This is a genomic window from Janthinobacterium sp. ROICE36, from assembly GCF_002869965.1.
In the GTDB taxonomy this organism is placed as follows: domain Bacteria; phylum Pseudomonadota; class Gammaproteobacteria; order Burkholderiales; family Burkholderiaceae_D; genus Janthinobacterium.
Window position 1 is genome coordinate 1 of record NZ_PEBS01000168.1, and the last position, 1483, is coordinate 1483.

Genomic DNA, 1483 nt, shown 5'->3' on the forward strand with positions numbered 1-1483 from the left:
GTAACTGTTCAGCCGGGGGCTGGCTGAATCGGGTTTCCAGCGAAGGCGCGTTGCAAGACGGCGAGCATGCCATGGCCTTGTTTCCGTAGCGTGTCGAGGCAGGAGCGAATAACGCAGAAGTTTTGCGCGCCCAGCAATGTGCGGAACGAGCCGGAGATTTTCTGCTTCACCTTGGGCATGCGGATGGCGCGTTCGCCGAGGTTGTTGGTGAACGGCACGGCAGGATCTGCCACGAACAGCAGCACTGCGTCGGCGTATCGGCGCAAGCGTAGCAGCAGGTTGAAGGCGACCGATTGCTTGACGCGGCCAGCCTTGCCAGTGGGCTTGAGTCGGGCGGGATGACGCCGTTCGCCCTCGGACAGAATGGCATCGTAGAAGGTACGCAAGGCCGTTTTGTCGGCATCGCTGAGCGCGATGTTTTTGCGCTGTGCCGCCTCGCGCAATTCGTTGGCACGCAGCAGCAGTTTGCTCATCCTGGCCGGCCAGCGCTCGCCGGTGAGCTCTTGAACGTAGAGCAGTTCGCGCAGCAAATGGGCGTTGCACAGGGCGTGCGTGCCGGGCAATTGCCAGTACGGTGCCCAGCAATCATGGATCAGCACGCCAATGCGCTGCGGCAGAATGGCTTGCGCGGCGATCGCCTCCATGCCGCGTTTGGCATGCACGCCATACCAGGTGTGGCTGTCGTTGGCGGCCACATGCAGCCAGTGCAATTTCCCCTGTACGCGCAGACCCGATTCGTCGGCGTGCACCAGCGGCGCGACGCGCAGGCTGTTGGCGATGGCGTCGGCAGTCGCCTGCAGGGCCACGCGGGCCTCGTCAACCCAAGCCAGCAGCGTGGCCGGCGAGATGGCGATGCCGTACAGGTCATTGATCAGTTGCGCGGCGCGCGCGAATGGCAGCAATTGTCCTTGCGTCAGGTGCACTCCCAGCGCCCGCACATTGGGGCCGTATTGCACCGCCTGCGTGACGCTCGCCGGGAACGCGCTGCGATGGCGTTGGCCGCAGGCGCAGCGCAACGCCAGGACGCGGTGCTCGACGACGTCAACGGCCACGACAGGCGTGTCGATCACTTGCCTTCGCTCGGCGATCTCGGCCTCATCCTGGTCCAGCGCGCAACCGCAGCGTTCGCATTGTTCGGGCAATGGGTGGGTGTCGATCCGGCTCGGCTCGGCCATCCGCTTGAGCGTGTCGCCCTTGTGGCCAGGCTGGGCGCCGGGCTTGTTGCCGGATGGCTCGCGCAGCGAATTGGTCTTGCGCAAGCCGTCGGTGGATGGCGGCTGACTGGAGTTGCGGCTGTTCTTGGCAACCTTCGACTCCAGCGCCTCCAGCCGTTCCCACAGGGTCAACACGACGCACTCAAGCTCACCGCGCGTCAGGGCGGAGAGATCGGGAGGGGTACGTTTTTTTGCCATGACAGCATGATGAGCCGGTTTGAAAAGGTTTACAACTGTTTTTTGAAACACTGCTCATGCTGAACAGTTAC

At 63.5% G+C, this 1483-nt stretch carries 1 protein-coding gene; it reads right to left on the reverse strand.

Features of this window, described 5'->3' with window-relative positions; genetic code table 11:
- Positions 1-8: 8 nt before the first annotated feature.
- Positions 9-1412, reverse strand: coding sequence for an IS66 family transposase (tnpC, locus tag CSZ94_RS27235; protein ID WP_258001237.1), 1404 nt, complete (start codon positions 1410-1412; stop codon positions 9-11).
- Positions 1413-1483 lie beyond the last annotated feature (71 nt).